Annotated in this window: 20 protein-coding genes; 15 read left to right on the top strand and 5 right to left on the bottom strand. The window is 70.5% G+C overall.

What is annotated here, in order from left to right; translation table 11 throughout:
* The first annotated feature begins 1 nt into the window (after position 1).
* The 6 genes from AAFN86_RS25155 (at position 2) to AAFN86_RS25130 (ending at position 6,172) form a co-directional block, all read left to right on the top strand.
* Positions 2-916, top strand: a complete 915-nt coding sequence (locus tag AAFN86_RS25155; protein ID WP_347546351.1) for a polyprenyl synthetase family protein — start codon at positions 2-4, stop codon at positions 914-916.
* Positions 916-2,835, top strand: a complete 1,920-nt coding sequence (gene dxs / locus AAFN86_RS25150) for a 1-deoxy-D-xylulose-5-phosphate synthase (protein ID WP_347546350.1) — start codon at positions 916-918, stop codon at positions 2,833-2,835. The genes AAFN86_RS25155 and dxs overlap by 1 nt, the downstream gene beginning before the upstream one ends.
* 5 nt (positions 2,836-2,840) lie before the next feature.
* Positions 2,841-3,980 (top strand): mandelate racemase/muconate lactonizing enzyme family protein, encoded by a 1,140-nt coding sequence (locus tag AAFN86_RS25145; protein ID WP_347546349.1) that lies wholly within the window; start codon positions 2,841-2,843, stop codon positions 3,978-3,980.
* A 61-nt stretch (positions 3,981-4,041) separates the two neighbouring features.
* The gene (locus AAFN86_RS25140) at positions 4,042-5,214 is read left to right on the top strand and encodes a cobalamin-independent methionine synthase II family protein (RefSeq protein WP_347546348.1); all 1,173 of its coding nucleotides are present in this window, start codon (positions 4,042-4,044) and stop codon (positions 5,212-5,214) included.
* Positions 5,215-5,217: 3 nt separating this feature from the next.
* A complete protein-coding gene (locus tag AAFN86_RS25135; RefSeq protein WP_347546347.1) occupies positions 5,218-5,430 on the top strand; it encodes a hypothetical protein in 213 nt (70 codons plus the stop codon).
* A gap of 4 nt (positions 5,431-5,434) precedes the next feature.
* Positions 5,435-6,172: a TlyA family RNA methyltransferase gene (locus AAFN86_RS25130; RefSeq protein ID WP_347546346.1), complete on the top strand. Its 738-nt coding sequence runs from the start codon at positions 5,435-5,437 to the stop codon at positions 6,170-6,172.
* Between the two features lie 164 nt (positions 6,173-6,336).
* Here AAFN86_RS25130 and AAFN86_RS25125 read toward each other — a convergent pair whose 3' ends face one another.
* Positions 6,337-7,332: a DUF4118 domain-containing protein gene (locus tag AAFN86_RS25125; RefSeq protein ID WP_347546345.1), complete on the bottom strand. Its 996-nt coding sequence runs from the start codon at positions 7,330-7,332 to the stop codon at positions 6,337-6,339.
* Between the two features lie 78 nt (positions 7,333-7,410).
* Between AAFN86_RS25125 and AAFN86_RS25120 the strand changes: the two genes are divergently transcribed.
* Both AAFN86_RS25120 and AAFN86_RS25115 read left to right on the top strand, forming a co-directional pair.
* Positions 7,411-8,145 (top strand): Crp/Fnr family transcriptional regulator, encoded by a 735-nt coding sequence (locus AAFN86_RS25120; RefSeq protein ID WP_347546344.1) that lies wholly within the window; start codon positions 7,411-7,413, stop codon positions 8,143-8,145.
* 325 nt (positions 8,146-8,470) lie between these two features.
* Positions 8,471-9,103 carry a glutathione S-transferase N-terminal domain-containing protein gene (locus AAFN86_RS25115; protein ID WP_347546343.1) on the top strand — a complete coding sequence of 211 codons (633 nt, stop codon included), beginning with the start codon at positions 8,471-8,473 and terminating at the stop codon, positions 9,101-9,103.
* A 383-nt stretch (positions 9,104-9,486) separates the two neighbouring features.
* Here the strand turns inward: AAFN86_RS25115 and AAFN86_RS25110 are convergent, their stop codons facing one another.
* The 3 genes from AAFN86_RS25110 to AAFN86_RS25100 all read right to left on the bottom strand — a co-directional run bounded on the left by AAFN86_RS25110 (position 9,487) and on the right by AAFN86_RS25100 (position 11,911).
* Complete coding sequence (locus AAFN86_RS25110; RefSeq protein ID WP_347546342.1) at positions 9,487-9,744, bottom strand: hypothetical protein; 258 nt, start codon at positions 9,742-9,744, stop codon at positions 9,487-9,489.
* Positions 9,745-10,036: 292 nt separating this feature from the next.
* The gene (locus AAFN86_RS25105; protein ID WP_347546341.1) at positions 10,037-10,945 is read right to left on the bottom strand and encodes an ABC transporter permease; all 909 of its coding nucleotides are present in this window, start codon (positions 10,943-10,945) and stop codon (positions 10,037-10,039) included.
* Positions 10,946-10,957: 12 nt separating this feature from the next.
* Positions 10,958-11,911, bottom strand: coding sequence for an ABC transporter permease (locus tag AAFN86_RS25100; RefSeq protein ID WP_347546340.1), 954 nt, complete (start codon positions 11,909-11,911; stop codon positions 10,958-10,960).
* Between the two features lie 351 nt (positions 11,912-12,262).
* On the opposite strand from AAFN86_RS25100, the gene AAFN86_RS25095 reads away from it, so the two are divergent.
* The 7 genes from AAFN86_RS25095 (at position 12,263) to AAFN86_RS25065 (ending at position 20,874) form a co-directional block, all read left to right on the top strand.
* Complete coding sequence (locus AAFN86_RS25095) at positions 12,263-12,997, top strand: aspartate/glutamate racemase family protein (protein ID WP_347546339.1); 735 nt, start codon at positions 12,263-12,265, stop codon at positions 12,995-12,997.
* A 295-nt stretch (positions 12,998-13,292) separates the two neighbouring features.
* Positions 13,293-15,803 carry an ATP-dependent helicase HrpB gene (gene hrpB, locus AAFN86_RS25090; RefSeq protein ID WP_347546338.1) on the top strand — a complete coding sequence of 837 codons (2,511 nt, stop codon included), beginning with the start codon at positions 13,293-13,295 and terminating at the stop codon, positions 15,801-15,803.
* 32 nt (positions 15,804-15,835) lie between these two features.
* Positions 15,836-16,888, top strand: coding sequence for a trypsin-like peptidase domain-containing protein (locus AAFN86_RS25085; protein ID WP_347546337.1), 1,053 nt, complete (start codon positions 15,836-15,838; stop codon positions 16,886-16,888).
* A gap of 12 nt (positions 16,889-16,900) precedes the next feature.
* On the top strand, positions 16,901-17,581 hold the full coding sequence (locus AAFN86_RS25080; protein ID WP_347546336.1) for a response regulator transcription factor: 681 nt from the start codon (positions 16,901-16,903) through the stop codon (positions 17,579-17,581).
* 284 nt (positions 17,582-17,865) lie between these two features.
* The gene (locus tag AAFN86_RS25075) at positions 17,866-19,278 is read left to right on the top strand and encodes a HAMP domain-containing sensor histidine kinase (RefSeq protein WP_347546335.1); all 1,413 of its coding nucleotides are present in this window, start codon (positions 17,866-17,868) and stop codon (positions 19,276-19,278) included.
* Positions 19,279-19,344: 66 nt separating this feature from the next.
* A complete protein-coding gene (locus AAFN86_RS25070) occupies positions 19,345-19,617 on the top strand; it encodes a hypothetical protein (RefSeq protein ID WP_347546334.1) in 273 nt (90 codons plus the stop codon).
* 120 nt (positions 19,618-19,737) lie between these two features.
* Entirely contained in the window at positions 19,738-20,874 is a 1,137-nt protein-coding gene (locus AAFN86_RS25065) for a YbfB/YjiJ family MFS transporter (RefSeq protein WP_347546333.1), read from the top strand.
* Positions 20,875-21,050: 176 nt separating this feature from the next.
* Here AAFN86_RS25065 and AAFN86_RS25060 read toward each other — a convergent pair whose 3' ends face one another.
* Positions 21,051-22,631, bottom strand: a complete 1,581-nt coding sequence (locus AAFN86_RS25060) for a glycosyltransferase family 39 protein (protein ID WP_347546332.1) — start codon at positions 22,629-22,631, stop codon at positions 21,051-21,053.
* Positions 22,632-22,649 lie beyond the last annotated feature (18 nt).

The raw sequence follows: 22,649 nt of genomic DNA, 5'->3' as shown, positions 1-22,649 counted from the left end.
CATGGACACCATCCCGGCCCCGACCGAGGCGCTGCGCGTGGCGATGGCCGAAGCCGCGACCGACATCGACCTCGCGCTCGACATGCTGATCCCACCCTCGGAAGGCATCGAAGCCCGGCTGTTCGACGCCATGCGCTACGCTTCGATGGGGGGTGGGAAGCGGCTGCGCGGCTTCCTGGTGCTGGAATGCGCCCGGCAGTTCGGCGTCGGGCGCAACACGGCACTGCGCACCGCCGCGGCGATCGAGATGCTGCACGCCTATTCCCTGGTGCATGACGACCTGCCCTGCATGGACGATGATGATTTGCGCCGCGGCAAGCCCACCGTCCACAAGGCCTTCGACGAGGCGACGGCGGTGCTGGCGGGCGACGCGCTGCAGGCCAATGCCTTCTTCGTGCTGGCCGAGCCCGACACCCACGCCGACCCGGCGGTGCGCGCCGAATTGTGCCGCGGCCTGGCCCGGGCGGCCGGCCCGCGCGGCATGTGCGGCGGGCAGATGATGGACATGCTGGCCGAGGCCAAGGGTGAGCCGATGGAGGAAGCCGAGATCGGCCGCCTGCAGATGCTCAAGACCGGCAAGCTGATCGAATTCGCCGCCGAGGCGGGCGCCATCCTGGGCAAGGCGCCCTTGCAGATGCGCCATGCGCTGGCGGCCTATGGGCGCGACCTGGGCGCGGCCTTCCAGATCGCCGACGACCTGCTGGATGCCACCGCCAGCGCCGAGGAAGCCGGCAAGCGCACCCGCAAGGACGCCGCGGCCGGCAAGGCGACGCTGGTCGGGCTGCTGGGCGTGGACCGTGCGCAGTCGCAGATGGAACGACTGGCGGCCCAGGCGGCGGCGCATCTGGACGCCCTCGGCGATCGTGCCGATCTGTTGCGGGCGCTCGCCCATTACGCGATCGCGCGGAGGAACTGATGACCCGCCCCGCCACCCCCCTGCTGGATCGCGTGAGCGTTCCGGCCGACATGCGGAACCTCTCTACCGACCAGTTGAAGCGGCTGGCCGAGGAGTTGCGCGCCGAGACGATCGACGCCGTATCGACCACCGGCGGGCATCTGGGTGCCTCGCTCGGCGTGGTGGAACTCACCGTCGCCGTCCATGCCGTGTTCGACACGCCTGCCGACCGGCTGATCTGGGATGTCGGGCACCAGGCCTATCCGCACAAGATCCTGACCGGGCGGCGCGACCGCATCCGCACGCTGCGCCAGGGTGGCGGGTTGTCCGGCTTCACGAAGCGGTCGGAATCCGAATACGACCCCTTCGGCGCGGCGCATTCCTCGACCTCGATCTCCGCCGGGCTCGGCATGGCGGTGGCACGTGACCTGAAGGGCGACGACCGCCACGTCATCGCGGTGATCGGCGACGGCGCGATGAGCGCGGGCATGGCCTACGAAGCCATGAACAATGCCGGGGCGTCGAAGGCGAACCTGATCGTCATCCTCAACGACAACGACATGTCGATCGCCCCGCCGGTGGGTGCGATGTCGGCCTATCTGTCGCGGCTGATCTCCTCCCGCCCCTTCCTGTCGCTGCGCGACATGATGTCGCGGCTGGCCAAGCGCTTCCCCGCGCCGCTGGAACGCGCCGCGCGGCGCGCCGATGAATACGCCCGCGGCTGGTTCACCGGCGGCACGCTGTTCGAGGAATTGGGCTTCTACTACGTCGGCCCGGTGGACGGGCATAACCTGGACCACCTGCTGCCGATCCTGCGCAACCTGCGCGACACCGACCATGCAGGCCCGATCCTGCTGCATGTCGTGACGCAGAAGGGCAAGGGCTACGCGCCGGCCGAAGCATCGGCCGACAAATATCACGGCGTGCAGAAGTTCAACGTCGTCACCGGCGAACAGGCGAAGGCGCCACCCGGCCCGCCATCCTACACCAAGGTGTTCGCCAATGCGCTGATCGCGGAGGCGGAAGCCGATGAGCGCATCGTCGCGATCAACGCCGCGATGCCGTCGGGCACCGGGATGGATGCCTTCGGGAAGAAGTTCCCCCGGCGTTGCTTCGATGTCGGCATCGCCGAACAACACGCCGTCACCTTCGCCGCCGGCATGGCGACGGAAGGGATGAAGCCCTTCGTCGCGATCTATTCCACCTTCCTCCAGCGCGCCTACGACCAGGTGATGCACGATGTCGCGTTGCAGTCGCTGCCGGTGCGCTTCGCGATGGACCGTGCCGGGCTGGTGGGTGCGGATGGCGCGACCCATGCCGGCATCTTCGACATCGCCTATCTCGGCTGCCTGCCGGGGATGGTGCTGATGGCGGCCTCCGACGAGATCGAGCTGATGCATATGGTGGCGACTGCCACCACCATCGACGACCGGCCTTCGGGGTTCCGCTATCCCCGCGGCGAAGGCATGGGCCTCGATCTGCCGGCGCGCGGGTCGGTGCTGGAGATCGGCCGCGGCCGCGTGCTGCGGGAGGGCACGTCCATCGCCATCCTGTCCTATGGCGCGCGCCTGCCGGAATGCCTGAAGGCGGCCGATGAACTTGCCACCCACGGGCTTTCCTGCACTGTCGCCGACGCCCGCTTCGCCAAGCCGCTCGACACCGCCCTGGTCGAGCGCCTGGCGCGTGAGCACGAGGTGCTGATCACCATCGAGGAAGGCTCGATCCTCGGCTTCGGCGGGCTGGTGATGCAGCATCTCGCGACGCGCGGCCTGCTCGATCGCGGGCTGAAGATCCGGCCGATGTGCCTGCCGGACCGCTTCATCGACCATGACGCGCCGCGCAAGCAGTATGACGAGGCCGGGCTGAACGCGCCGCAGATCGTGGCGACGGCGCTGGCCGCGCTGGGGCAATCGACGGCGGTGCTGCCGGCGCGGGCCTGACGGCCATGGCCCGCGGCACGACGATCCGTGCCATCCAGCCGCATGTGCTGATGGCGGACCTCGCCGAGCCCTTCGCCTATTCGCAGGCCTGGTATCGTCGCCGAGGTGCGATGCTGGTGGAGATCACCACCGAGGATGGCATCACCGGCTGGGGCGAGGCCTTCGGCCCGCCGGAACTCACCGCGCCGATCGTCGCCTGGCTGGCGCCGCTGCTGGTCGGCCAGGATGCGATGGCGCGGGAGGCGCTATGGCAGGCGCTGTACAACCACCTGCGCGACCACGGCCAGCGCGGCATCGTGGTCGAGGCGATCAGCGCCATCGACATCGCGCTGTGGGACATTGCCGGCAAGGCGCTGGGTGAACCGGTGCACCGTCTGCTCGGCGGCCCGCTGCGGATGGAGGTCGAAGCCTACGCCACCGGCTTCTACCGCCGCGAACGCGACGACCACCTCGCCTATCTGGTCGAGGAAGCGGAACTGCGCCTGTCGGAAGGCTTCCGCACGCTGAAGCTCAAGACCGGCTGGGGCCTGGCGGAGGACATAGCGCTGACCCGCGCCTTCCGCGCCGCCATCGGCCCGGATGTCGGCCTGCTGGTCGATTGCAACCATGCCTATGACGCGCCGGCCGCCATCGCCTATGGCAACGCCGTCGCCGCCTGCGACATCGGCTGGTTCGAGGAACCGGTGCCGCCCGAGGACATCGACGGCTACCTGGAGGTCAAGGCGCGCCAGCCCATCCTGGTCGCGGGCGGCGAGGCCTCCTTCGCCCGCTGGGGCTTCCGCGAGATGATCACGCGGCGCGCCGCCGACATCCTGCAGCCGGACGTCGCGGCCTGCGGCGGCATCTCGGAACTGAAGAAGATCGCCGACATGGCAAGCGCCTTCGGCATCCGCGTCAATCCGCATGTCTGGGGCACGGGCGTGGCACTTGCCGCCTCCCTGCATCTGCTCGCCGTCATCCCGGACAATCCGCCGGGGCTGTTCCCGCGTGCGCCGCTGCTGGAACTGGACCGCTCGCCGCATCCGGTCCGCAATGCGCTGCTGGCGGAACCCATCGCCTTCGGCGGCGGCCGCGTCGCGGTGCCGACAGGGCCCGGCCTCGGTATCACCATCGACCGCGCCGCGCTGGACCGCTTCCGCGCCTGACCCCCTGGCGCCGCCCGCCCGCGCGACGCATCCTCGCGCCCGAATACAAGGGAGGATCGCGATGCACCGTTCCGAAGGCCGCATCCTGACGACGCATACCGGCAGCCTGCCGCGACCGCGCGCGCTGACGGAATTGTTTGCCCGTCGCGGGCGCGGCGAGTCCGTCGACGCAGCCGCCATCGCCCGCGAGGGCCGCGCCGCGACCCGCGCCATCCTGCCGCGCCAGGTCGAGGCCGGGCTCGACGTCATCAACAATGGTGAGCAGGAGCGCGATTCCTTCGCCCTTTACATCCGCCACCGGCTGACCGGCATCGGCGGCCAGAGCCAGCGCGTCGGCTTCGGCGACCTCGACAATTATCCCGAGTACAAGGAGGCCTTCGTCGGCGCCAATGCCGAGAAGGTGGCGGTCAGCAACACCGCGCACCTGCCCGCCGCGATCGGACCCGTCGGCTATCCCGACACCGCGGCGATCGACGATGAACTCGCAGACTTCGCACAGGCGCTGGCGCCGCTCGCCGGTCGCTATGTCGAATCCTTCATGTCGGCGCCCTCGCCCGGCATTGTCGGTTCCATCGTGCAGAACCGTCACTACGATACGGAGGATGCCTATTTCGCAGCCCTCGGCGCCGCGCTGCGTATCGAATACGAAGCGATCCATCGCGCCGGCCACGTGCTGCAACTGGATTGCCCGGACCTGGCACTGGAACGCCACGTCTCCTATCGCGACCGACCGCTGGCGGACTTCCTCGGCTTCGTCGAACGCATCGTCGACACCATCAACGTCGCGATTGCCGACATCCCGCAGGAGCGCATCCGCCTGCATGTCTGCTGGGGCAACTACGAAGCGCCGCACGACCTGGACGTACCGCTCGCCGATATCTGGCCGACCATCAAGCAGGCCCGTGTCGGAGGCTTCGTGTTGCCCTTCGCCAATCCGCGCCACGCGCACGAAACACGCGTGATCGCCGAACACCCGATGGATGACGACCAGATCTTGGTCGCCGGGGTGATCGACACGCTGACCAACTTCGTCGAGCACCCCGAAGTCGTCGCCGAGCGTATCGAACGCGCCGCCCAGGCGGTGGGCGACCCGATGCGCGTGCTCGCCGGCACCGATTGCGGCTTCGACACCGCGGCCGGGCGCGGTCGCGTCACGCCTGATGTGGTGTGGGCCAAGATGCGCAGCATGGCCGAGGGCGCGCGCATCGCCTCGGCACGACTGTTCGGGGGCTGAGCGATGTGCTGGCTCTGCCAGACGCGCGGCCTGCTGCACGCGCAACCCTTGCCGCCGACCGGGATGGGCACCCATCCGGCTGACCTCGCCGATACGGATGACGAGGAGGAGCGCGCGGCGATCATCGAAGCCCCGCCTGCCTCGAGCGGCATGCCACGGCTGGCATCGGGCATGGCGACCGGCAGCGGCGCCTCGGCCCTGCCACGGCCGCGCTGACCCGATGGCGAAGCAGCGCGCCGATGTGGTGCTGGTGGAACGCGGCCTCGCGGAATCCCGCACGCGCGCGCAGGCGCTGATCCTCGCAGGCAAGGTGTTCTCCGGGGAGAAGCGCATCGCCAAGGCCGGCGACCTGCTCGCCGAGGGCACGCCGCTGGACGTTCGCGGCCAGGATCATCCCTGGGTCAGTCGCGGCGGCATCAAGCTTGCCCACGCGCTGGATTTCTTTGGCCTGTCGCCCGACGGTCGCATCGGCCTCGACATCGGGGCTTCCACCGGCGGCTTCACCGATGTGTTGCTGACGCGCGGCGCGGCAAAGGTCTACGCCGTCGATGTCGGGCACGGGCAACTCGACTGGAAGCTGCGCAACGACCCGCGGGTGGTGGTGCTGGAACGCACCAATGCGCGGCACCTCACCGCCGAGCAGGTGCCCGAACCACCCGGCGCGGTGGTCTGCGATGCGTCCTTCATCGGGCTCCGCACGGTGCTGCCGGCGGGGCTCGCGCTGGCCGCCCCCGGCGCCTTTGCCGTCGCGCTGATCAAGCCGCAATTCGAAGCAGGGCCCGAGAAGGTCGGCAAGGGCGGGGTGGTGCGCGACCCGGCGGTGCATGAGGAGGTCTGCGCGATGATACGCGACTGGTGGACCGCGCTGCCCGGATGGCGCGTGCTGGGCATCGAGGCAAGCCCGATCACCGGGCCGGAGGGGAACCGGGAGTTCCTGATCGCCGCGCTGCGGGCATGATGCGGCGGCAGCCGCGCAAGGAACGGGCGCTGCCCCAGGCGCGCGGAGATTTGGTGGTTGCAGGGGATGGAGAGGGGCTCTGCCCCTCTCCAGACCTCACCCCGCCAAAGGCCAAGGGGCCTCCGGACACCTTGTGTTGGTGACATATGGCGCGGCCGAGCGCCTCAGCCGGCCGGCGGCGGCAGCAATACCGTCACCAGCGCCCCGCCACCCGCCGCGTTGCCGAGTTCCAGCCTGCCGCCCAGCCGCTGCGCCATGCTGCTCATCACCAGCACACCGAGGCTGTCACCCTCGGGATCGGGCGTCGTGGCGAAGCCCGGGCCGTCATCGTGCAGCGTCAGGCGGCGCGTGCCATCGGGGTCGCTTTCGAAGCGGATGTCGATCCGCCCGGCCTCCCGCCCAGCGAAGGCGTGCTTGATGGCGTTGGTCACCGCCTCGGCGACGATCATCGACAGGGATGTGGCATCCGCCGGCGTGATGGCCAGGCGCGGCGCCCGCACGCTGACCGTGACATCCTTCCGGCCGGCGGCGGACAGGATGTCGCGCGCCAGGGTCTCGATCGCCTTCTCGAAGCCGGCCTCGCCTAGCGCGGGGTCATGCAGGCGCCGATGGATGGTCGCGACGATCGACAGCCGCGTCACCGCGTCGTCGAGCACCGCGCTGGCGTCCTCGGCGGTTTCGACGCGGCTCGCCTCCAGCGAGAGGAGGCTGGCGACCAGTTGGATGCCGTTGGCGATGCGGTGCTGCAATTCGCTGAACATCAACTGTTCGGAGGCGCGCATGGATTCCATCTGCGCCCGCTTCCATTCCAGCCGCGCGAGCGCCTTGGTCAACCGGTGCACCAGGGCGATCTGGCTGCCGGCAACCAGGATGAAGAAGCCCATCGCCACGATGTCGCGTGGCCACGCGAAGCTCCATGCGCCGGGCGGCGGCAGGAAGAAGTAGCTGGCCGCGAGCAGCGATGCGGCCGCCACCGCCGTCGCCGGCATCCAGCCGCCGACGAAGGAGGTCAGCAGGACGGCCAGGAAGAACGTGACGAAGGGCAGCCCGCCCATCGATTCGGAGAAATGGTACCGGGCGAGGAAGGCGACCGCGAAGGCCGCTGCTCCCACAACCCATCCTGTCCAGGGCCTGCGGACGAGGATGTCGAATACGGCCAAGCCGGTGAGTCTCCTTGTTCGAGGGTAACTAGTGCAACGATCTCGCCGTTTCGTCATTAACCTGGGATACTGCCCCTCATGGAACCCCCGCTGCCCTGCACGGCCTGCCCGCTGCGCCCCCTGGCAGCGTTCAAGCCGGTAACGCCGCTGGAGCTGGCCTCCATCTCCGCATCGAAGGTCGGCCAGCGGCTGTGCACCGCCGGGGCGACGGTGCTGGCGGAAGGCCAGGCGACGACGCGCGTCTATGTCCTGCTCGCCGGTTGGGCCTTCCGCTTCAAGACCATGGCGGATGGGCGGCGGCAGATCCTAAATTTCCTGCTGCCGGGCGACCTGCTCGGGCTGCAGGGCGAAATGCTGGCGAACCTGACCCATGGCGTCGAGGCGCTGACCGAGGTGAACCTCTGCGCCTTCGCCACCGACGCCGTACCCGGGTTCTTCCGCGACCATCCCGGCATCGCGTTCGACATCACCTGGCTCGCTGCGCATGAGGAAAGGCTGGTTGACGACGCCGTGCTGACGGTGGGTCGGCGCACCGCCATGGAACGCGTCGCCGCCCTGCTGGTGCATCTGTACAAGCGCGCCGCCTCGGCAGGCATGGTCGAGGGCGTCAGTATCCCCTTCCCGTTGACGCAGTTGCACATCGCCGACGCGCTGGGCCTGTCGGTGGTGCACACCAACCGGGTGCTGCAGCGGCTGCGCAAGGGCGGCTTCATCCGGCTGGAAGGCCAACGATTGGCGATTGGCGATCTGCACGCGATGCAGCGGGTCGGGCACTACTGGGAACAGCCCGCGCCGCGGCGGCCGCTGCTGTAGGCGCACGGCGCGGCCACAGCCGATCCGGCCGCGCCGCGTCTCCGGTGGCGACCCGCCGGTGAAAATTCCCGCATGGCCGCGCGACGTCCGGCCCTGGCCGTGATCCTGGTCCGCGGCCTGTTGGCGTTGCCGCTGCTGTAGTCCGGCGGGCGCCACCGCGGTTCCTGTGTTTCGCACGCCCCCGGGCTGCACTGAAGCAGGATCCGTTCGCTTTCGCTCACGCCTCCTGCTCCATGCCCTGGTTTGATCGTGCGATTCACGCGCCCGGTGATTCCACCTGCGGCGATCACGCTATAGCCTGCCGAGCCGCGGCAGGGAGGATAGCATGCTCAAGGTCTGGGGTCGGGTGAACTCGGTCAACGTCAAGAAGGTGCTGTGGATGCTCGACGAGCTCGGCATCCCCTATGATCGCGCCGATGCCGGGATGGAGCATGGCGTGGTCAACGACCCGCCCTATCGCGCGATGAACCCCAATGGCCGCGTGCCGACCATCGAGGATGACGGCTTCGTCCTGTGGGAATCGAATTCCATCCTGCGCTACCTCGCGATGAAGCACGGCGGCGCGCTGTATCCGGCCGACCCGGCGGCGCGCGCGAGTGCCGATCGCTGGATGGACTGGCAGCTTTCCACGCTGGGCCCGGCGGAACGCAACCTGTTCTGGGGTCTGGTGCGCACGCCCGCGGACCGGCGCGACATGGGCGCGGTGATGGCGGCGGCGAAGGCGGCGGGTGAATGCTGGGCGATGCTGGACGCGCATATCGCGCGCCATGGCGGGCCGTTCATCGACGGCGCGGCGATGACGATCGCCGACATCGTGCTCGGCTGCTACGCGCGGCGATGGTTCGGGGAGGAGGTGCGGGTCGAGGGCATGCCCAATTTCCCGGCGCTCGCCGCCTGGTATGCCGCGCTTGCTGAGCGGCCGGGCTTCGCGCGGTGGGTTGCCGTGCCGATGACGTAAAGGGCCGGGCGGTGCAGGGACGGATCCGCTTCGGCTTTTTGCGAGAGCCGATATCGTTCGCGAACGGCGCTATCTCGGTCTCGCCGCTGCCAGATTTCGCTACCACAGCCGCGAGTGTCCTTGCCTCGGAGGGCGTCCAAGACAATTGGCTGGAGCCCCCGCTCCAGCGCAGCGTCGAGATCGCGACGGGCAGGACCCGCATGGGCCCAGCAGCCGCGACTTGGTTTTCCGTACCGTCGACGCATGAGCTGACCCACATACGCGCTTCCGATGTGGAGCGCCTGCGGTTCCTCGTGTTCCTGACCGGCTTCTTCTTCGGAGTTCGCTGTTTGCCCGAGGGCTATGGTCATCTCCAGCGAACACCGCTGAGGTTGCACGAGCTGTCAGACTTCTATTGTTTCGCCGATGACGCAGCGGCGGCTCTCACGTTGGTTGACCACTTCTGGAAGCGCACAACAAAACGCAAGCGATCGTTGCTGCTCGCGACTGTGAATGTTCACCAAATGAGCCAATCGTACCGCAATCCTTTTGAGCAGCTCTTCTTTTTGACAACCGGCCTGGACGCAGCCTGGAAACTTCGCGAACTGGATCAGCATCGGCCAATACACGCTCGTCGCGTTCCGTACGGTGAACGGCTCCATGAACTATGCCAATGGATCGGTTGTCCAACTCCGTGCTGGATGCGTTCTCGCTCATCGGCCAGGGGCCGGGTTCGTACGGGATTTTCTGATCTAAGGAATGCGTTAGTGCACGAGGGCCTCGTAGCCGGGCAGCCCCTGGGCTTTTCCGTCCAACACGCGCGTAAGATTTTGATCTTCGAACATCTGCTGAGTCGCGCCATTTTTGCAGCGCTCGAGATCCGCATTCCCTACACAAGTCGGACTGTCGAGACGCGGGATATGCATGACCTTGGGGGCATTCGTACCCTCGCGATCAGCCCTTCACATCCATCGCCTGGCGCAGCCCGTCGCTCAGCAGGTTGAAGCAGATCGACGTCACGAAGATGCACACGCCGGGCAGCACCGCCACCCAGGGCTGCACATAGATCGCCGTGCGCAGCGTGTTCAGCATCAGCCCCCATTCGGGCTCCGGCGGCTTGGTGCCGAGCCCCAGGAAGGACAGGCCGGATGACAGGATCATGCATACGCTGATCAGCGACGTCGCATAGACGAAGATCGGCCCCAGCACGTTGCCCAGCACATGCACGCGCACGATCGTGAACGCGGATGCGCCCGAGGCCCGCGCGGCATCCACGAAGTCGAGGTTGCGCACGCCGGTCGTCACACTTTCCGCCACGCGGATGATCGGTGGGACGAATACCAGCGTCAGCGCCAGGATGGCGTTGATGATGCCCGCGCCGAGCGCGCCCGAGATGGCAACCGCCAGCAGCACCGAGGGGAAAGCGTAGAAGATGTCGGTAGTGCGCATGATCGCCATGTTCACGCCCCCCCCGGCGAAGCCCGCCAGCACGCCGAGCGTGGTGCCGATGACGAAGGCGAGTGCGACCGGCGTGATGCCCATGAACCAGGACAGCCGCCCGCCGAACAGCAGCCGCGTCAGCATGTCGCGGCCCAGTTCGTCGGTGCCGAGCAGGTAGTTCGGCGTGCCGAGGCCCCGCAGGCGCCGCATCATGCTGCCCTGGTACGGGTCGTGGGGCGCGATCAGCGGCGCGAAGACGATGGCCAGCAGCATGACCAGCAGGACCACCGCGCAGGCGATGGTCAGCGGATCACGCCGCAGGCGCTTCCAGACGCCGGCCCAATAGCCCTGGCCGCGCGCGGTGCCCTGGCGGGCCTGGATGGCGAGTTCGGCCTCGGCGGCCGTCGGCGTGGTGGCACTCATCGCCGGTCTCCCTCAAGCCCGCTTGATGCGGGGATCGAGCGCGGTCTGCACCAGGTCCACGCACAGGTTCAGCGCCACGAAGAACATCGCCAGCACCAGGATGGTTCCCTGCAGCACCGGCAGGTCGCGCTGGAAGATCGCGTTGTTCAGCAGCAGCCCGGTTCCGGGCCAGGAGAACACCGTCTCCACCAGGATCGACCCGCCCATCAGGTAGCCGAGTTGCAGCCCCATCACTGCGAGCGCGTTCGGCGCGGCGTTCTTGACGACGTGGGTGAAGATGCGCCCGCGCGTCAGGCCCTTGCCGCGCAGCGCGGTGACGAATTCCTGGTTCATGATCTCGGCGACGATGCCGCGCACCGTGCGCGTGACGATGCCCATCGGGATGACCGCGAGGGTGACAGCGGGCAGCACCAGATGCTGCAGGTGTTCCCAGTCCCAGCCCCAATCGGCCGATCCGCCCGGCCCTGCCCCCATCGCCGGCAGCCAGTTCAGCTGCACCGAGAAGATCACCACCATCACCATGCCGAGCCAGTAATGGGGCACCGACACGCCGGCGACCGCGATGCCCACGGCGATGCGGTCGATGGCGGACCCACGGAAGGTGCCCGCCAGCCCGCCCAGCAGGCAGCCCATCACGAAGCCCATCACCGAGGCGACCACCGCCAGCCGCAACGTGTTCATGATCGCCCCCGCCAGGTCCGACCACACCGGCCGCCCGGTCGCCAGCGACCGCCCCAGATCGCCCTGCACCACCTTCAGCAGCCACAGGCCGAACTGGACCGGCAGCGGCTTGTCGAGCCCGTAGTCGCGCCGCACCTGCTCCACCACATCGCCCGGCGCATCGGCCGGCACGATGGCGTTGATCGGGTCGCCCGGGGCGATCTGCACCAGCATGAAGCAAACGAAACCGACCGCCAGCGCGATCGGGATCGCATAGAGGATGCGGCGGATCAGGTAGAAGAACATGTGCGCTCCTCACAGGCGCCGGGCAGAAGTGCGGCCCGGTGCGGATGGGTCTCGGTCGGCGCGACGGGCCGGCTTGAAGTGCCAGCGTCCCGCGCTGCCGGCCTGCCTTGCCGGCCGGCCAGGAACACCAGCGTGCTGCAGAAGCCGTCCGCAAAAGCCGACTGCAAAAGACGTTTGCAAAGGCCATGCCATGCCACTCACCCAGCGGGCGACCCTGTGCCGTGCCTTCGATGCCCAGATAGGCGGCAGGCTGCCCGTGCGGCATGCGCCCGTGGCCCCTGCCGTGCCGCGCCGAGGCAGCGCCTGGCCTCGGCCCTTGCGCCCGGGCCGCCCCCATGCTGATGCCACGCGATGCGCCTGCTGCTGCTGAACGGCAACACCGACCCTGCCATCACCGACCTCATCGCGACCCGCGCGACCGAGGCCGTCGCGCGCCTCGGCCTGCCCGCGTCCGAGATCATCCCGGCCACGGCGCCCTTCGGTGCGCGCTACATCTCGACCCGTGCCGCCGTGGCGGTGGCCGGCCACGCCGTGCTGGCGGCGCTCGCCGAGCATGTCGGCACCGACAATCCGCACGGCTTCGATGCCGCGGTGATCGCCTGCTTTGGCGAACCGGGCATCGAGGCGGCGCGTGAAATGCTGCCCATCCCGGTGGTCGGCATGGCCGAGGCCTCGATCGCCGCGGCGCTGGCCATCGCGCCGCGCATCGCCCTGCTGACCGGCGGCGCCCTGTGGGTGCCGATGCTGGAGGAATTCGCGCTGATCCGTGGCCATGGCGCTGACCGCGTGGCCGTGCGCGGCGTGGCGCCCACCGGAGACATGATCGCCCGCGACCCGGACGGTGCCGCCGCCCTGCTGGTCGAAGCGGCCCGCGCCGCGGTGCAGGACGGGGCCGGCGTGGTGGTGCTGGGCGGCGCCGGCCTTGCCGGGATCGCACCGCGCGTCGCGCCGCATGTGGGGGTACCGGTGCTCGACAGCCTGGATTGCGCGCTGGCGGCGGCGCTCGGGGGCGGTGCGGCGCCGGAGCGGGTGGCGCAGGCGCCGGTCTTGGGGGTGTCGGAACCGTTGCGCCGCTGGTTCGCGTGAGTGGCGCGGGAGATTGGAGGGGCTCTGCCCCTCCAAGCCACCCCGCCAAAGGCCTAAGGGCCTCTGGACACCTCGCCTTGGCGTTGGGCGCGGCGATCGAGCGAGGACGGTCCGGCCGCCCTTGGCGCGGGGCCGGGACACCCGTCCGGGCACCGGGGCCATCGGTTGCGTTTCACGGCAGCAGGCCCGCCGCGCCGGGCCCCAAATGCCCGCGGTCCAGGGGCCCGTTGGCCCCTGGTGGGGTGGCTTGGAGGGGCAACGCCCCTCCATCCGTCGCGCTGCAAAGCCCCCCCTGATGCTTCCCTTCCCCGACCTCCCCGTCGCCGACGCCATCCCCGCCCTGTGCGACGCCCTGCGCGCCGGCCCCAACGCCGTGCTGATCGCCCCGCCCGGCGCGGGCAAGACGACCCTCGTCCCGCTCATCCTGAAGGACGAGCCCTGGGCCGCCGGCGCGCGCATCCTGGTGCTGGAACCCCGCCGCGTCGCCGCCCGTGCCGCCGCGCGGCGCATGTCGGAGATGCTGGGCGAATCCGCCCCGGGCGGGACGATCGGCCTTGCCACGCGGCTCGACCGCGCCTTCTCCGACCGCACGCGGGTCGAGGTGGTGACCGAGGGCCTGCTGGTGCGCCGGCTGCAATCCGATCCTGGCCTGGATGGCGTGGCGGCCGTGCTGTTCGACGAAGCGCATGAGCGCAACATCGACACCGACCTCGCCCTGGCGCTTTGCCTCGACCTGCAGCGTGCCCTCCGGCCAGAACTGCGGCTGCTCGCGATGTCGGCGACGATTGATGGCGGTGCCTTCGCCGGGCTTCTGGGATGCGGGCCGCTGCAGGGCGCGGCATCCACGGGCGCTGCGCCGACCGGGCCAACGGACGCTGCGCCCGTCATCGAAAGCCTCGGCCGTGCCTGGCCGGTGACGCTGAAGTACCGCCCCCGCGACCTCGCCGATGCGCGCGACCTGCCGGAAGCGATGGCCGGCGCCATCCGCGACGCGCTGCGCGAGCATCCCGGCGACGTGCTCGCCTTCCTGCCGGGCTGGGGCGAAATCCGCCGCACGCAGGAACGGCTGTCCGGACTCGATGCGCTGGTGGTGCCGTTGCATGGCGAACTGCCGCCCGCCGAACAGGACATCGCGCTGAACCCCACCAGCGACGGGCGGCGCAAGGTGGTGCTGGCGACGTCCATCGCCGAGACGTCCTTGACCGTGCCGGGCGTGCGCATCGTCGTCGATGGCGGCTTCCGCCGCGCGCCGCGCCTGGATGCGGCATCGGGGCTGTCGCGCCTGGTCACGCTGCGCATCAGTCGCGCCGCGGCGGAACAGCGCGCCGGGCGCGCGGGGCGCACGGCGCCGGGCGTGGCAATCCGGCTGTGGACGGAGGCGCTGCATCGCGGCCTGCCGCTCGCGGACCGGCCGGAGATGCTGGAGGCGGAACTGTCCTCGCTGGTGTTGGACATCGCCGGCTGGGGGGCGTCGCTGGGTGACCTGGCGTTCCTCGATCCGCCGCCGGGCGGCGCGGTGAAGGCGGCGCGGGCGCTGCTGCACGACCTTGATGCGCTGGACGATGAAGGGCGCATCACCGCGACGGGGCGGCGCATGGCGCGGCTGGGGACGCATCCGCGCCTCGCCCGGATGCTGGTAGCCGCGACGGATGACGGCGAACGCGCGCTCGCCGCCGACCTCGCCGCGCTGCTGGAGGAACGCGACCCGATCAAGGGCCGCGAGGCACCGTCCGACATCCATCTGCGGCTCGACCTGCTGCATGGGGCGGATCGCGCCGATGCGGATCGTGCGACGATCCATCGCATCCGCCGCGCATCGGCGCTGCATCGGCGGCGGCTTGGCGTGCATGGCGGCGTGCATGCGGAAGGCGATGCCGGCGCGCTGCTCGCCGCCGGCTTCCCCGACCGCATCGCGGCCAAGCGCGGGACGATGGATGGCGCCTTCCGGCTCTCCTCAGGGCAGGGCGCGCGGCTGCCGGCGACCGATCCCCTGGCGAAATCGGCGCTGCTGGCGGTGGCGGACCTTGCCCTTCAGGGCACCGAGGCGCGCATCCGCATGGCCGCGCCGATCGACCGCACCGTGCTCGAAGCCCGCTTCCCGGAACGGTTGCGGCGGGAGGAAGGGGCGGCTTTCGACGCGCGCACGGGCGCGGTCATCGCCCGTCGGCGCCTGATGTTCGGCCCGCTGGTGCTGGAGGAAGCCACCCTCGCCCATGCCGACCCCGCAGCCGTCGCCGCCGCCCTCGCCGATGCGGCCGCCGAACGCGCCCTGCGCGACCTGAACTGGACCGATGCCGCGCGCCAGGCGCAGGCGCGGATCGGCTGGATGCGACGGGTCGAGGGCCACGAATGGCCCGATGTGTCGGACGCCATGCTCGCCGCCAGCGTGCGGGATTGGCTCGCACCCCACCTGCATGGCCGGACGCGGCTGTCCGAACTCGGCGCGCTGGACGCGACCGGTCTGCTGCTGGACCAACTGCCCTGGGAGAAGCGCCGCGCGCTCGATGCCGCGCTGCCCGCCCGTATCGCCCTGCCGGCCGGGCGGTCGGCTGCCATCGACTATGCGCGCGACGTCCCGACGCTCGAAGCCCGCGCCCAGCATCTGTTCGGCCTCGCCGCCATGCCGCCCCTCGCAGGCGGGCGGGTGCCGATCCAGGTCGCGCTGCTGTCGCCGGCCGGGCGGCCGATCGCGGTCACCGGCGACCTCGCCGGCTTCTGGAAGGGCACCTGGGCCGAGGTGCGCAAGGAGATGCGCGGGCGCTACCCGAAACACGCCTGGCCCGAAGATCCGGCAGCGGGCGGTTGAACCCCCCGGTGCGGCAGCGCAGATTGGACGCCGTGAACAAGCCTTCCCTCCCTGCCGAGTCGCAGTCCCCGCCGCTGTCGCGCCGCCTTGCGCTGCTGCTGCCCACCGCCCTGGTCGCCTGCGCACGCCCCGGCGTGGCGCAGCGCGGCCTGCCCGATTTCGCCGACCTGGCGGAAAGCGTGCTGCCGGCCGTCGTCAGCATCCAGGTGACCAGCCGGGAGGGCGGTGAACAGCGCGGCACGCCGGCGGAACGTCGCCGAGGCGGCCATCTGGTGCAGGGCGCCGGGTCGGGCTTCATCATCGAGCCCTCGGGCATCGTCGTCACCAACGGCCATGTCGTGGGCAACGCGACCCGGGTGATCGTCACCACCCAGGACGGCACCGAATATCCGGCGCGGGTGATGGGGGCGGACGACCTGACCGACCTTGCGCTGCTGAAGATCACCGCGCGCACGGCGCTGCCGGCGGTTTCGCTGGGCAATTCGGCCACCATGCGGGTGGGCCAGTGGGTGATGGCCGCGGGCAATCCCTTCGGGCTTGGCGGCTCGATCACGGTGGGCATCGTCTCGGCGCGCGGGCGCGACATCGGCGCCGGTCCGTTCGACGACTTCATCCAGACCGACGCGCCGATCAACCCCGGCAATTCCGGCGGGCCGCTGTTCAACATGGCGGGCGAGGTGATCGGCATCAACACGGCGATCTACTCGCCCTCCGGCGCCTCCGCCGGCATCGGCTTCGCGGTGCCGTCCGACCTTGCGCGGCCGGTGGTCGAGGCACTGATCCGAGGCGGGCGGGTCGATCGCGGCTGGCTTGGCGTGTCGGTCGCGGATGCCGAGGAACAGGGCCGCCGGCAGCGCGGCGCGGTGATCATGGGCGTGGAGCGCGGCAGCCCCGCCGCCCGTGCAGGGCTGCGCCAGGGCGACCTGGTGACCGCGCTGAACGGCGAGGCGGTGGCGACGTCGCGTGCCCTGGTGCGCGGCGTGGCCGTGCTGCCACCCGGTGAGACGGTGCGCCTGACGCTGCTGCGCGGCGGGCGCAGCCAGGACATCGCCGTGCAGATCGGCCGACGGCCGAACGAAGGTTGAGGACAAGGGCGCATGCGTATCCTGCTGGTCGAGGATGATGCCGAGGTCGCGCGTTTCGTGCGCAAGGGCCTTCAGGAAGCCGGCCATGTGGTCGAGCACGCCGGCAATGGCCGCGATGGATTGTTCCTCGCGGCATCGGAGCAGTTCGACATCCTGGTGCTGGATCGCATGCTGCCCGGCGGCGTGGACGGCGTGCGCCTGGTGGAGACGCTGCGTGGCCAGCACAACCGCACACCGGTGCTGTTCCTGTCGGCCCTTTCCGCGGTCGACGAACGCGTGAAGGGCCTCAAGGCCGGCGGCGACGACTACCTGGTCAAGCCCTTCGCCTTCGCCGAGCTGCTTGCCCGCGTCGAGGCACTGGCGCGCCGGCCGACCGTCGATGCACCGGCGACGAAGCTCAAGATCGCCGACCTCGAGATGGACCTGCTGTCGCGCACCGTCACCCGCGGCGGCAAGCGCATCGAGATCCAGCCACGCGAGTTCCGCCTGCTCGAACACCTGCTGCGCCATGCCGGGCAGGTGGTGACGCGGACCATGCTGCTCGAGAAAGTGTGGGATTATCACTTCGACCCGCAGACCAATGTGATCGACGTGCATGTCAGCCGGTTGCGCCAGAAGGTGGACAAGGGCTTCGACAAGCCGCTGATCCACACCGTGCGCAACGCGGGCTACATGATCCGCGCCGAGGCGTGAGAGGGTGGGGGTGGAAGAACCGAAGGGGGCGTTGCCCCCTCCGGGCCTCCCCCACCAAAGGCCTAAGGGCCTCTGGACACCTCGACTCGGCGCCGGGCGCCACGGCTGGAACGAGTTGATCCTGGCGAATCCTGCTCCGCAGCGGGACATGCTTACCGGCGCCCGGCCCATCATCTGCGCTGCCCAACCATCAAGGCGCCAAGTCCCCGCGGTCCAGGGACCCGTTGGTCCCTGGCGGGGAGGTTTGGAGGGGCAGCGCCCCTCCATATCCTGCGCACCCCCCCATGGCTGACGCCACCGCTCCAGTACCCGGCGCCTGGGACCCCTTGCTGCGTTTCCTGCGCAGCGCCTCCTTCCGTTTCGCGCTGCTTTTCGCCGGTGTGTTCAGCGCTTCGGCAGTGTTGTTCGCGTTGGTGCTGTGGTTCGCCACCGCCGGCTCGCTCGACCGCCAGACCGATGCGGCGCTGCGCACCGACGCCTATGGCCTGGCCGAACGCTGGCGCGAGGCCGGCCCTTCCGCTGTGGCCGAGGCGATCGCCGAGCGCCTCGCCGCCGATGTCGAGAACCACGCCATCTACGTCATGGTCGATGCGGCCGGGCGGCGCCTGGCCGGCAATCTCGACCGCTGGCCGTCGGAAGCGGGCGGCGACGGCGACTGGTCGGTGGCGCTGGTGATGCGGGAGGGCGTGCAGGTCGAGGCACGCACCTACACCATCGAGCTCGATGGATACCGCGTGCTGATCGGCCGTGACGTCGAGGAAAAGCAGCGCCTGCGCGACCTGCTGGCGGAGGGTATCGCCTGGTCGGCCGCCGCCGCGGCGCTGTTCGCCCTGGTCGGCGCGGCAGTGCTGCGCCGCGCGCTGGAACACCGGCTGCGCCCGGCCGCGCAGACGGCCCGCGCGATCGCCGCCGGCGACCTGTCGCGCCGCGTCCCCTCCTCGGGGCGGGATGACGAATTCGACCGGCTGGGGGAGAGCATGAATGCGATGCTCGACCGCATCGACCGGCTGATGGAAGGCATCCGGGGGGTATCGGATTCCATCGCGCACGACCTGCGCACGCCGATCGCTCGGGCGCGCGCGAAGCTGGAGGAGGCGCTGGCCGATGCCGGCGATGCCGATGCACTGCGGGCGGCGATGGAACAGGGCATCACCGACCTCGACAACATCACCCGCGTGTTCGAGGCGCTGCTGCGCATCGCCGAGGCCGAGGCGGGCGCCCGCCGTGCCGCCTTCGCGCCGATCGATCTGGTGCCGGTGCTCGCCGATGTCGCGGAGTTTTATGGCGTGGTCGCCGAAAGCCGCGGCCAGGTGATCGAGACCGACCTGCCCGAGCGGCTCGACGTGGTGGGCGATCGCGACCTGCTGGCGCAGGCGGCGGGCAACCTGCTGGACAATGCGCTGAAATTCACCCCGCCGGGCGGCACCGTCCGGCTGTCCGCCCGCGCCGGTGCGCGGGATGCAATCGAGGTGGCCGTCGCCGATACCGGACCCGGCCTGCCGCCCGAGGAACGCGCCCGCGCCGGGGAACGATTCTTCCGTGCCGATGCCTCGCGCGGGACGCCTGGCTCGGGGCTTGGCCTGTCGCTGGTGCAGGCGGTGGCGCACCTGCATGGCGGGGACATCGTGCTGGAGGACGCGGTCCGGGGTGCCCAGCCGCCGGGGCTGCGGGTGGCGATGCGGCTCGGCGGGGCGTGATGGGCACGGGCGACCTATGAACGGGGGTTCATGCAGCCGTCACCGGGCGGCTAGGCAGGGCACCGCATGGTGCGATCGATGCGTGCCTTGTTGCCTTTGGCCTTGCTGTTCGGGACAAGTGACCTCGTTGCCGGTGGTGAACCGATGCCACGGGTCACCACAGATAGCCGCGAATACTGCGTCGAACTCGTTCACCGGCTGGTCGTGCTTCCCGGTGCGCAGGACGAGGTGGTGCGCCGGATGGCCGAGGACGGCATGCGGCTGTGCGATACGGGGCACCCGCGTACCGGGGTGGCCAAACTGCGACGGGCGATTCGCGCGGCGCAGGCCCAGCCCTAAGCAACATCGCGACCGTGCGGCTTCGGCTGGCCGGGCCCCTGGAGCTATCGCACCGCCTCGTGGCCGGTGCCGCAATGGACGGGCGCTGCGCCTTCGGCCCGCGCGGCGATTCGGCCCGGCATGACCCGCCCGCTCATCGCCCCTGCCCTGGCCGGCGCCGCCGCAACCTGTTCCGGCATCGGCCTGGCGCGCTTCGCCTATGTGCCGCTGTTTCCCGCGATGGTCGCAGCGGGCTGGGTGGATGGCGCGGGGGCGGGCCTGCTCGGGGCCATCAACCTCACCGGCTACCTGATCGGTGCGCTGTCGGCGCCGCGGGTGGGGCGGGCCTTGTCGATCCCCCGTGCGCTCGATGCCGGCATGGCGCTGGCGGCGCTGGCGGCGGCCTGTTGTGCCTGGCAGGGCGGGCTGGCCTGGCTCGGGCTGTGGCGTTGCCTGGCGGGTGTCGCGGGCGGGGTGTTGATGGGGCTGACGGGGCCGGCGGTGCAGTCGGTGGTGGCGGCGCAGCGGCGTGGCGTGGCGGGCGGGATTGTGCTGCTCGGGGTGGGCAGCGGGATCACGCTCGGTGCGCTGCTGGTGCCGGCGCTGGTCGGGTACGGCGTGCCGGCAGCCTGGCTTGGCCTGTCGGCGACCACGGTTGTGCTCTGGCTGGCGGCGCGGCGCTTCTGGCCGGCGCCGCCGGTCGCTCCCGCGGCGCAGATGCACGGGGGGCTGCCGCCGGTTGGACGATTGGTCCTGTCCTACGGGTTGTCGGGGGCGGGTTTGGTGCCGCCCATGGTGTATCTGGCGGATTTCGCGGCGCGCGGGCATGGGCTCGGGGTGCGGGCCGGCGGGCTGATGTGGGTGGTGTTCGGCATCGGCGCCGTCTCCGGCAGCCTGGCCGGTGGGGCGCTGGCGGATCGGCTGGGTGGGCGGCGGGCCATGGTGGTGGCGCTGTCGGTGCAGGTCGTCGCCCTCGGCACCGCTCTGCTGCCGGGGGTCGCGTGGCTGGTCGTCTCCGGCTTGCTGTCGGGGGTGGCGGCGGTGGGCGTGACCTCCGTGGCGCTGGCCGCAGCACGGGAACGCGCCGGGGCCCAGGCGGGTGTGGTCTGGGTACGTACTACCGCGGCCTTTGCCGTGGCGCAGGCCGCCACCGGCTTCGCGATGGCGGCGATCTTCGGTGCCACCGGGGAGAGCCATGCCGCGATCTTCGCCGTGGGGCTGCTGCTGTCGGTGCTGTCGATGGCCGTGGCGATGGTCGATCGTCCAACCTCGGCATGAACGGCTGCGACGGACTTCGCGATGCTCCGTATCGGGAGCGCGCGGCGCGACCGCGCCCAGATCGACCGCGGCCCCCGGCGCACCAGTACAGGGCGCGAAGCCAAGGCGCGCGGAGGCGGGCCGCCCGGCGTCCGGGGGACACATGAAAAACCAGCTGAAACCGGCATCCGCCGGCTTCAGCGCAAGCGCCAGACCTCGACCGGCCCGCGTTCCTCATAGACCACCGAGGCAAGGTCGTAGCGGTCGGCCAGGGCTTCCTCGATCATGGCCGCGATGCGGGGGCGCACGCGCGGCCACCAGCCGCGATCGACCACGATGACCTGCGGATTACTCGCCAGAATGCGCTCGACCTCGGCATTCGGGTCAATGCCGGTGACGCGCCAATACGGCCCGACCAATTGCCCCGGGAAGGCGTAGCGCGTCGCCAGCCCGGCCCCCGACATCACGTACAGCGCCGGGTGGTAGTTCACGACCCAGACAGGGTCGCCCGGATCGATCTCGCGCCGGATGGCGGCGGCAACCTCGCGAACCGGGTCGGGTCCGCCGAGGCCGACCGCGCCATAGAGCATCGGCACGGTCGAGGACCGCCATGCATCCATCGCGACCCCGCCGACCAGAAGCGCGAAGGCGGAGACGACGAGGCCCGGCCGCGCCGCCCGCGCCAGCCGGCGCGCGCCAAGCGCTGCGAGCAGGCTGAGCGGCGGCAGCCAGATCAGGAAATAGTGCTGGTAGTACATGCCTGGCATGATCACCGCCCCGGTGGCGGCGATGAACCAGGCGATCGCCACCCAGCGCAGCAGCGCGACCGGACCGTGCTTCACCCGCGCGCGGATCAGCGCCGGCGGCACCAGCGCGAAGGCCCACAACAGGATCATCACCACGATCAGTACGAAGCGGCTGGCGTCGCCCACCCCGATGCGTTCGCCGGCATAGCGCAGCGGTGCGATGAAGGTGCCGGTGACGAAGGCGTCCAGCTCGCCGCGCAGCAGATAGGCAAACCCCAGCAGCAGCGTCGGCATGGCGCAGAGCGCCGCATAGGACAGCGCATAAGCCAGCACGCGCCGCCAGGAGATCAGCCCGCGCAGCAGGGCCGGGCCGACCAGCAGGGCCCAGGCCAGGCAGCCCTCGAACACCGCGACCGGCTTGATCGCCAGGGCGCAGCCGATCATCACACCCATGCCGAGGATCTTGCCGAAGGGCGGCGCCTCGTCATGTTCCAGCGCACGGCGCACGGCCCGCAAGCCGAGCGCCATGGACCACGCGACCAGCGGCGCGAACAGGATCTCGGTATTGGTCGCGAGGCCGCCGAGCAGCGTGGTGTGCGCGAGATACAGCAGCCCCGCCGCCAGCCCCAGCGCGGGCGGCGCGGTGGCGAAGCGCACGATGGCGAACAGCGCCCAGGCGGTCAGCCAGGTGGTGATCACGCCAAGCAGGCGCGGCACCCAGATGCCCTCGCCGAACAGCCACATGATGGCCGAGAACAGCGCCGGCGCGCCGACCGGATGCATGTCCCACACGCCAACCAGCGGCCAGTTGCCGTTCAGCCATTCGCGCGCCTGCACCATGTACAGGCCTTCGTCGGTGTCGATCACCGCCGGGACGAAGGCGAAGGCGCGCAGCAGCGCGGCCGCGACCAGCAGCAGCAGTGGCACCGTCGCGCCCCGCAGCAGCCAGCGCACCCGTGGGGACCGCAGCGCGAGCCCGGGCGCGGATGCTGCCTGCACCGGCCGGCTGAGCGAGACGCTGTCGGGGCTCATGGCATGTCGCCGCGCGCG

The sequence above is a fragment of the Roseomonas sp. CAU 1739 genome, assembly GCF_039839775.1.
Lineage (GTDB): Bacteria > Pseudomonadota > Alphaproteobacteria > Acetobacterales > Acetobacteraceae > Neoroseomonas.
This window is presented reverse-complemented; position numbering and strand designations above follow the sequence as displayed.